The sequence below is a fragment of the uncultured Wocania sp. genome, assembly GCF_964021735.1.
Taxonomy (GTDB): domain Bacteria; phylum Bacteroidota; class Bacteroidia; order Flavobacteriales; family Flavobacteriaceae; genus Wocania_A.
Map to the genome: position 1 here is coordinate 1 of NZ_CAXIBN010000129.1, position 8,685 is coordinate 8,685.

The 8,685-nt window shown below is 31.0% G+C and carries 11 protein-coding genes; 8 read left to right on the forward strand and 3 right to left on the reverse strand.

All coding sequences use genetic code 11. The features are described 5' to 3' along the window. Positions 1 to 20 precede the first annotated feature (20 nt). The 6 genes from AADI82_RS11185 (at position 21) to AADI82_RS11210 (ending at position 5,961) form a co-directional block, all read left to right on the forward strand. Positions 21 to 281, forward strand: coding sequence for a thiamine-binding protein (locus AADI82_RS11185; RefSeq protein ID WP_341216521.1), 261 nt, complete (start codon positions 21 to 23; stop codon positions 279 to 281). Further along, the gene (pnuC, locus tag AADI82_RS11190) at positions 265 to 897 is read left to right on the forward strand and encodes a nicotinamide riboside transporter PnuC (RefSeq protein ID WP_341216522.1); all 633 of its coding nucleotides are present in this window, start codon (positions 265 to 267) and stop codon (positions 895 to 897) included. Before AADI82_RS11185 ends, pnuC begins: the two co-directional genes overlap by 17 nt. Next, entirely contained in the window at positions 858 to 1,427 is a 570-nt protein-coding gene (locus AADI82_RS11195) for an ATP-binding protein (RefSeq protein WP_341216523.1), read from the forward strand. The genes pnuC and AADI82_RS11195 overlap by 40 nt, the downstream gene beginning before the upstream one ends. Continuing rightward, the gene (locus AADI82_RS11200; protein WP_341216524.1) at positions 1,427 to 2,977 is read left to right on the forward strand and encodes a DUF4301 family protein; all 1,551 of its coding nucleotides are present in this window, start codon (positions 1,427 to 1,429) and stop codon (positions 2,975 to 2,977) included. The genes AADI82_RS11195 and AADI82_RS11200 overlap by 1 nt, the downstream gene beginning before the upstream one ends. Further along, positions 2,977 to 3,384: an alternative ribosome rescue aminoacyl-tRNA hydrolase ArfB gene (gene arfB / locus AADI82_RS11205; RefSeq protein WP_341216525.1), complete on the forward strand. Its 408-nt coding sequence runs from the start codon at positions 2,977 to 2,979 to the stop codon at positions 3,382 to 3,384. Before AADI82_RS11200 ends, arfB begins: the two co-directional genes overlap by 1 nt. Before the next feature lie 420 nt (positions 3,385 to 3,804). After that, a complete protein-coding gene (locus AADI82_RS11210) occupies positions 3,805 to 5,961 on the forward strand; it encodes a TonB-dependent receptor (protein WP_341216526.1) in 2,157 nt (718 codons plus the stop codon). Positions 5,962 to 6,011: 50 nt separating this feature from the next. Here AADI82_RS11210 and AADI82_RS11215 read toward each other — a convergent pair whose 3' ends face one another. Continuing rightward, positions 6,012 to 6,437 carry a hypothetical protein gene (locus tag AADI82_RS11215; protein ID WP_341216527.1) on the reverse strand — a complete coding sequence of 142 codons (426 nt, stop codon included), beginning with the start codon at positions 6,435 to 6,437 and terminating at the stop codon, positions 6,012 to 6,014. Between the two features lie 195 nt (positions 6,438 to 6,632). Between AADI82_RS11215 and greA the strand changes: the two genes are divergently transcribed. Together greA and AADI82_RS11225 are read left to right on the forward strand one after the other, a co-directional pair. Continuing rightward, complete coding sequence (greA, locus tag AADI82_RS11220) at positions 6,633 to 7,106, forward strand: transcription elongation factor GreA (protein ID WP_034041927.1); 474 nt, start codon at positions 6,633 to 6,635, stop codon at positions 7,104 to 7,106. Positions 7,107 to 7,196: 90 nt separating this feature from the next. Then, the gene (locus AADI82_RS11225) at positions 7,197 to 7,586 is read left to right on the forward strand and encodes an HIT family protein (protein WP_341216528.1); all 390 of its coding nucleotides are present in this window, start codon (positions 7,197 to 7,199) and stop codon (positions 7,584 to 7,586) included. Here AADI82_RS11225 and AADI82_RS11230 read toward each other — a convergent pair. Both AADI82_RS11230 and AADI82_RS11235 read right to left on the reverse strand, forming a co-directional pair. Then, a complete protein-coding gene (locus AADI82_RS11230; protein WP_341216529.1) occupies positions 7,581 to 7,931 on the reverse strand; it encodes a hypothetical protein in 351 nt (116 codons plus the stop codon). The two genes, AADI82_RS11225 and AADI82_RS11230, sit on opposite strands and share 6 nt — an antisense overlap. A gap of 14 nt (positions 7,932 to 7,945) precedes the next feature. Beyond that, positions 7,946 to 8,685: HAMP domain-containing sensor histidine kinase (locus AADI82_RS11235; RefSeq protein WP_341216530.1), on the reverse strand; the 740-nt coding region annotated here is incomplete at its 5' end.

An 8,685-nucleotide genomic window follows, 5' to 3' on the forward strand; every position in this document is an offset into this window, starting at 1 on the left:
ATTTAAAATAGAAAAAACTAATGAAAATATCAGTAGAATTAACATTAACACCTTTACAAAATGACTTTGAACCAGCAATCATTCATTTTATAAAAAAGTTAAGAGCATCAAATCTTAAAATTTTAGAAAATCCATTAAGTACACAAGTTTATGGCGATTATGATGAAGTGATGCGATTACTTACTACCGAAATAAAGGAGGCTTTTGAATTAATTGAAAAGGGTTTATTGTATATGAAAATTGTAAAATCCGATAGACAAGATTATGAACCCCATTTTTGATTTTTTTTTGGATTCTTATCGAGATAAGGAAACTTATATCATAGTTTTAGAAGCCATTATATTTGTTACTGGAATTGCTAGTGTTTGGTATGCTAAAAAAGAAAATATTTTAGTGTATCCAACGGGACTAATTGCTACGATAATTTCAGTTTATATTCTGTTGAAAGATCAACTTTTTGGAGATATGATGATGAATTTTTATTTTTCTATAATGAGTATTTACGGTTGGTGGAATTGGGCAAGAACTAAAAACAATAAAAAGGTCGTTCAAATTTCTAGAACAAATACTAAAGAGAAAATCATTGGTTTTGGGCTATTTGTGTTAACAATGGTTGTTACTTATGCCGTTTATAAATCTTCTGGTGTAGAAATTACTACATCTAATTATATAGATGTTTTTACCTCGGGCATGTTTTTTACGGGTATGTGGTACATGGCTAAAAAGAAAATTGAAAATTGGACGCTTTGGATAATAGCAGATATTATTACGGTACCCCTTTATGCTTATAGAGGTTGGGGTATGTTATCTTTTCAATATCTTATATTTACAATTTTAGCTATACAAGCTTATTTTTTATGGAAGAAAAACTTAAACAAGAACCCGCAAACTGTATAAAAGTAGTTTTATTTGGTCCAGAATCTACGGGAAAAACAACATTATCTAGACAATTAGCGCGTTATTATAATTCGGTTTGGGTGCCAGAGTATGCACGCGAATATTTACAAAATAAATGGAATAACGAACGAAAAACTTGTGAGCCAAAAGATTTATTACCTATTGCAGAAGGACAAATAAAACTAGAAAACGAGTTAGCTAGAAAAACAGACTCTGTTTTAATTTGCGATACCGATTTATTAGAAACCAAAGTATATTCCGAAGCTTATTATTTAGGAACTTGCAATCCTATTTTAGAAAAATATGCTTTAAAAAACACATACCATTTATACTTTTTAACTTATATTGATACCCCTTGGGAAGCTGATGATTTACGTGACAAACCAGAATACAGAAAAGAGATGTTTCAAGCTTTTGAAAACGCATTAATAGATAATAACAGACCGTATATTTTACTAAAAGGAAATAAAAAAGAACGATTAGAAATAGCAATTAAGCATATTGATGAATTATTAAATCCCAAAGATTAATGTTTTCAGATAAAGATATCCAGCATATAGAAAATAAAGGCATCACAATTGCTCAAGTTACCGCGCAAGTTGAGCGTATAAAAAACGGCATGTCGTATTCTAATTTAGTGGCTGCGGCAAATATTGGAAACGGTATTGAACGTTATAATGAAATTGAAATTCAAGATTTCGTTAATTTATATGAAACCAAACAAAATAATTTTGATATTGTAAAGTTTGTGCCAGCTTCTGGTGCAGCAACACGTATGTTTAAATTTTTATTTCAGTTTTTAAACCATTTCAATCCTAAAAAAGAAACTATTGACAATTATGCTAAAAGGCAAAACGATACGCTTATAAAGCCATTTATTTCTGGTTTAGAGAGGTTTCCGTTTTACAATGCGGTTTTATTAGAAGCAAAAACGATACATCCTAATTTCGAAAATTTAAGTGAAGATGAGGCATATTTAGAGTTTGTAAAAACCATGTTAAGTAAAGAGGCTTTAAACTATAGTTTTCTACCAAAAGGATTATTGCCTTTTCATAAATATAAGGACGGAGCTGTTACTGCTTTCTACGAGCATTTATTAGAATCTACTTTATACGCTTCATCAAATAACAAAGCTAAACTTCATTTCACAGTTTCAGAAAATCATCATGAGTATTTTAATTCGGAATTAACTAAAATTAAAGCCCAATTAGAACAAAGAACAGAAACAAATTTTGATGTATCATTTTCTTATCAAAAAGCAGAAACCGAAACGGTGGCATTAACCAACCAAAATGATATCTACAGAAGCGAAGATGATTCAATATTGTTTAGACCTGCTGGTCATGGTGCTTTATTAGAAAATTTAAACGATTTAAATAGCGATCTTATTTTTATTAAAAACATCGATAATATTGTAGTATTCAATAAAAATAAAAAACTATCTAACTATAAAAAGCTAATTGCGGGTGTACTAATTCAAGCCCAAGAACAAGCCTTTTCATTTTTACATAAACTGGATAACGACTCTGCTTCAGAAAGTGATATGCTAACTATTGCTATGTTTTTATCTGAAAAAATGAATGTATCAATTCTTGACGACTTTGATGATTTAACACCAGAAAAAAAGAAACAGTATTTAAAAGAAAAATTAAATAGACCTATTCGCGTTTGTGGTATGGTTAAAAATGAAGGAGAACCTGGGGGCGGTCCGTTTTGGGTTAAAGATGAACATGGTGAAACATCATTACAAATAGTAGAGTTTGCTCAAATAAATATTGAAGATACAGCGCAAGCAGAAATTGTTAAAAATGCAACTCATTTTAATCCAACAGATTTAGTTTGTGGGACTAAAAACTATAAAGGCGAAAAATTCAATCTTTTAAATTTTGTTGACCCCAATGCAGCTTTTATAACCATGAAAACACAAAATGGAGTAGGTATAAAAGCTCTTGAATTACCTGGGCTTTGGAATGGAAGTATGGCATATTGGAATAGCATTTTTGTTGAAATTCCTGTAACCACATTTAATCCTGTAAAAACCGTAAACGATTTATTAAAGCCAGAACACCAAACACAGTAATGTTTAATAAAGACGCGCTATTACAAGAGTTAACATTTAAAGCAATTAGAAGTTCTGGTGCTGGTGGTCAGCATGTAAACAAAGTAGCTTCCAAGGTGGAATTGCAATTCGATTTATTAAATTCTGTTGTATTTAATGAAAACCAAAAAGAACGTTTAAAAAACAAGCTCCAACACCGATTAACCAAAGATGGTATGCTTATTTTACAATGTGACGAAAGTAGGAGTCAGCATAAAAATAAAGACTTAGTCATTAAACGGTTTATTGAAATAATTAGTACGAGTTTAATAGAACCCAAAAAACGAATTCCAACAAAAATCCCTAAATCTGTAATTAGAAAACGCTTAAAAAATAAGCGCAATCTTTCAGAAAAAAAAGCCAATCGAAAAAAACCTGATATCGATTAAAAATAATTAACAATATATAATAGATAATTGATAATTGGTTTATACATTTGCAGCGTTCTCAAAAAAGGGGTGCCTATTATCGGCTGAGATCATACCCATTGAACCTAGAACAGGTAATGCTGTTTAGGAAGCGAGCGTTAAGGAAATATCTTATGGATATTTTTAGTGAATGCCAAAGAATTATTAAAGCTAGAAGCTTTCACGATTAGCGTAAGGAAATGAAGCAGATGCTTCAAAAACTAATTATTAATAATAAAGAATAATTACCTCTTTTTATTCGATTTTAAAAAAATCGTAATGAAATCTACATTTCTTATTCTTTCTTCAAAAAGGTACAATTACTATTTTAGGAGATTCAGTTTTGACTTTCAAAATAAAGTAATCAAAACTAAAAACATTTTTCTTTTTTTAACACTATTAGTGTTATCAGTCAGTGCAAACGCACAACAAAATCAAACCCAACAAGATTCTACTAAAACAGAAAAACTAGACGAGGTTTTAGTAAAAGCGGTTCGGGTAAATGCTACATCGCCAATTACACACTCGAATGTAACCAAAAAGCAATTAGCTAAACGTAATTTAGGGCAAGACATTCCTGTTTTGCTAAACTATTTACCATCTGTGGTTACAACTACAGATGCTGGTGCGGGAGTTGGTTATACAGGTATTCGTATACGTGGTATTAATGCACAATCTACCAACATCACAATTAACGGAATCCCGTATAACGATGCGGAGTCTTTGGGAACATTCTGGGTGAATTTAAGCGATTTAGCCTCTTCGGTTGAGAGCCTACAACTACAACGTGGTGTAGGCACATCAACTAACGGTTCGGGTGCTTTTGGTGCTAGTATTAATGTGCTTACCGATGCTGTTTCGGAAAAAGCAAATGGTGAAATTTCTAATGCTTTCGGGAGTTATAACACCAGAAAACACACTGTAAAATTTAGCACTGGAAAAATCAATAATCACTTTGAAATTGCTGGTCGTTTATCTAAAATTAATTCAGATGGTTATATAGATAGAGCATCTTCAGATTTAAAATCCTATTTCCTTCAAGGATCTTACGTAGACGAGAATACTTTAATTAAAGCCATTACATTTAGCGGACATGAAATCACCTATCAATCGTGGAATGGTTTAGAGGATTTAGATCTTTTAGCCAATAACAGAACGTTTAATACCGCTGGAATGTACACCGATGAAGATGGGACAATCCGATTTCATAAAGATGAGGTTGACAATTACAAACAAGACCATTACCAATTACATTGGAACGAACGCTATAACAATAATTGGTCTACTAATTTAGGGCTTAATTATACTAAAGGTCGTGGTTATTTCGAGCAATATAAAGAAGATGAATCTTTTGATGAATATGATTTAACAGAAATAACCATTGGAAATGAAACTATTAATGAAACCGATTTAATTCGTCGCCGTTGGTTAGATAATAATTTTTATGTGGTAAATGCAGGAGCAAATTATAAGAAAAATGTATTAGATATGTCTTTTGGTTTATCATACAGCAGTTATATTGGCAATCATTTTGGAGAAATTATTTGGGCACGCTACGCAAGTAATTCTGAAATAGGTGATAATTATTATAACGGACAAGGTAAGAAAAAAGACTTTAGTTTATTTACAAAAGCCACTTACCGACTTAGCGATAAAGTGAGTTTGTATGGCGATTTACAGATGCGTTTTGTGAATTATAAAACTACAGGGTTAACATCAGACAGGATTAATTTATTGGTTGATGAGCAGTATAATTTTTTCAATCCAAAAGCAGGAATTACTTATGAGTTTGATACTAAAAACAACCTTTATTTTTCTTATGGAAGGGCAAACCGCGAACCAAGTCGTAGCGATTTTGAAAGTAATCCAAATATAAAACCAGAACAGCTAAACGATTTTGAATTAGGTTGGAGACATAACAATGAAAAATTCAGAATTAGCACAAATGCTTATTATATGTTATATAACGAGCAATTAGTTTTAACAGGAGCGATAGACAATACAGGTACACCAATAAGAACCAATAGTGGTGATAGTTACAGATTAGGATTAGAGGTTGATGCCGCAATACAAATTACAGAGCAATTTGCAATACAGCCCAATATAACTTTAAGTTCTAATAAAAATAAAGAAACGTTTTTTCAGAGAGATGGTGTTTTAGAAAATTTGGGCAAAACAAATATTTCGTTTTCACCAGAGTTAGTAGCAGCAAATACTTTGGTTTTTAAACCCAGAGATAATTTTCAAATGTCACTTTTAAGTAAATATGTTGGCGAACAATTTATGGGTAATAACGATTCTGAATCATCAAAATTAGACAGTTATTTTATAAATGATTTTAATGTAACTTATGAGATTAAACCAAAATCTTTATTTAAATCCATTATATTATCTGGTTTAGTAAATAACATTTTTAATAAAAAGTATATCTCAAACGGCTATTATTATACTTATGATGATACATGGTCATCTCCAGGAATAACAACAACTATTGAAGGTGCTGGATTTTATCCGCAAGCAACTACTAATTTTTTAATTGGAGCGACTTTAAAATTTTAAAAAAAAGCAAGTAGTATTTTTTAAGCCTCGATATTTATATTGAGGCTTTTTTAGTTAAAAATTAAAAGGGTAGTTCCGTTTTTTTCAACACGATAAGCTTTTAAAGGACATCTTAAACTAGGGTTATTTAAAGGCAAACCATTGGATAAGCTATATTCATTCTCATCATCGCAACCGCAAACACCATTAATTCCAGACAATTTTAATACCGAGCAAGAACTTGGTATATGGTTGGGATCTGTAGCATCGAAAGCAACAAAGCCAGTACCCGTATTATTTACATAAATGCCCCCGTTACCTGCGTTTGGCACATAAACAGGGTTATTTACAAATGCCAATTGGCTATACTGTGGTAAACTCATATTAATGCTTACATTAACACCAACATCAAGCAAAAAATTACAATTTTTATCGACAGAATTTTTACTGCATGCAGTAAAAATAATAACAATTAAAAGATATAAATAAGGCTTCATTATGCTTAAAAATTAAATTGCAATTTACTAACAAAAAGCAGATTGAGATAAATATTTTGTATATTTGTTATACAATCTCGTTTATGCGAGATTTTTTTATTTGCTGAACTTGTTTATTCATAAAATAGCTAATTTAAAATGGAATTTTATGAATCTCTAATTTCAGCATCTTTTTATTAAATAAACGATGAAGTTATGAGTAAAGTATCATACTATACACCAGAAGGGTTAAAAAAATTAAGAGCAGAGTTAAAGCAATTAAAAGATGTGGAGCGTGTAAAAGCGTCAAGAGCGATTGCTGAAGCTAGAGATAAAGGCGATTTAAGTGAAAATGCCGAATATGATGCTGCAAAAGAAGCACAAGGGATGTTAGAAATGCGAATTTCTAAATTAGAAGATGCTTTGGCTGGAGCACGCATAATTGATGAATCTCAGTTAGATAATTCTAAAGTGTTAGTATTATCAAAAGTTAAAATAAAAAATCAAACCAATGGTATGGAAATGAATTATACCTTGGTTGCCGATGGTGAAGCAGATTTAGCCTCAGGTAAAATATCTGTGAATTCACCAATAGGGAAAGGGCTTTTAGGTAAATCAGTTGGAGATGTAGCCGAAATACAAGTGCCAAACGGTGTAATGAAATTTGATATTATAGAGATTTCCAGGTAATTAAAAGCAAAATAATTTTTAAAAAGATTCCTGTTTAAGTTAAGTAGGAATCTTTTATATTTACATATACTCTCAAAACCCTCAAGATTTATGGCTTCAATTTTCACTAAAATAGTAAATGGCGAAATACCTTGTTATAAGATAGCTGAAACGGATGACTTTTTAGCATTTCTAGATGTAAATCCTAATAGCAAAGGTCACACGCTATGTATTCCTAAAAAAGAAGTTGATAAAATTTTTGACTTAGATGAAGCTACTTATTCCGGTTTAATGATCTTTTCAAGACGAGTGGCTGTGGCTATTGAAAAAGCGATTCCGTGTAAACGAGTAGGAATGACGGTAATTGGGTTAGAAGTACCACATGTACATGTGCATTTAATTCCGTTGCATACTATGGAAGATACTCGTTTTATTCAAAAAGTAAAGCTACTTGCTGAAGAATTTCAAAATATAGCCGAAGCAATAAAGGCACAATTATAATTTAGTATATAGCATTGTAAACACTGTTGCTGTAATTACTATTGCAATGAATATAATAACAATCCAAGACAACTTTTTTAAATAGGTCGATGCTTTTTTAGGTACAAAAGCTTTTTTCTGATACTCAAAGACACGCTCAATATCATCTGTCCATCGCACAGGATAAATAGTAGTATTACAAGTTTCACAAGTAATACTATGGCTAATTTCCTTAGTAATTGATTTGTAAAATTTAGTTTCTAAAAACTTCTGCTTAAATGTTAAACGCAAACCATCTTTACTAAAACATTCAGGACAGTTGTTGTTTAGTGTCACTTCTTTTATGGTAATGAATTTTTCAGACATGATTTAAAAAATTATTAAACCGCTCGGGTTAAAGCAATTTGTATGGTGGTACCTTTATTTATTTCAGATTGTAACACTTTAATTTTGCCGTCATGAAAATCTTCAACGATACGTTTGGTAAGTGATAAGCCTAATCCCCAACCACGTTTTTTTGTGGTGAAACCAGGCTCAAATATTTTTTTAAATTGATTTTTAGGAATACCTTTTCCGGTATCTGTTACACTTACTTTTATATTATTTTCAAGCTGAGAGATTTCAACGGTAAGTTTGCCTCTGCCTTTCATAGCATCAATAGCATTTTTAACCAAGTTTTCAATAACCCAACTATACAGCTGTTTGTTTAGTCTTACTGGGATATCACCTTCTGGAGTTATAATTTCAAAATCAATAAGTTTTGAAGATCTCGATTTTAAATAATCGTAAGAGTTAATGGTTTCTTCAATAATATCAGCAACTTCTAAGGTAGGAATAGATCCTATTTTGCTAAAACGTTCGGTAATGGTTTTTAACCGATCTACATCTTTTTCAATTTCAAAAATATATTCAGGATTAACATGTTCGCTTTTTAAAATTTCTGTCCAGCCAATTAAAGAGGATAATGGTGTGCCAATTTGATGCGCCGTTTCTTTTGCCATACCAGACCATAACTTATTTTGAGTAGCATTTTTATTACTACTATAAAAGAAAAATATAACTGCAATAAATAAAACTATAATTAAAATTAACGCAAGCGGATAGTATTTTAGTTTGTTTA

Excerpts from the sequence above, each read along its gene's own strand:
- AADI82_RS11185 (WP_341216521.1), top strand. The coding sequence starts at position 21 with ATGAAAATATCAGTAGAATTAACATTAACACCTTTACAAAATGACTTT.
- AADI82_RS11215 (WP_341216527.1), bottom strand. The coding sequence starts at position 6,437 with ATGAAGCCTTATTTATATCTTTTAATTGTTATTATTTTTACTGCATGC.
- arfB (WP_341216525.1), top strand. The coding sequence starts at position 2,977 with ATGTTTAATAAAGACGCGCTATTACAAGAGTTAACATTTAAAGCAATT.
- pnuC (WP_341216522.1), top strand. The coding sequence starts at position 265 with ATGAACCCCATTTTTGATTTTTTTTTGGATTCTTATCGAGATAAGGAA.
- AADI82_RS11230 (WP_341216529.1), bottom strand. The coding sequence starts at position 7,931 with ATGTCTGAAAAATTCATTACCATAAAAGAAGTGACACTAAACAACAAC.
- greA (WP_034041927.1), top strand. The coding sequence starts at position 6,633 with ATGAGTAAAGTATCATACTATACACCAGAAGGGTTAAAAAAATTAAGA.
- AADI82_RS11225 (WP_341216528.1), top strand. The coding sequence starts at position 7,197 with ATGGCTTCAATTTTCACTAAAATAGTAAATGGCGAAATACCTTGTTAT.
- AADI82_RS11195 (WP_341216523.1), top strand. The coding sequence starts at position 858 with ATGGAAGAAAAACTTAAACAAGAACCCGCAAACTGTATAAAAGTAGTT.
- AADI82_RS11200 (WP_341216524.1), top strand. The coding sequence starts at position 1,427 with ATGTTTTCAGATAAAGATATCCAGCATATAGAAAATAAAGGCATCACA.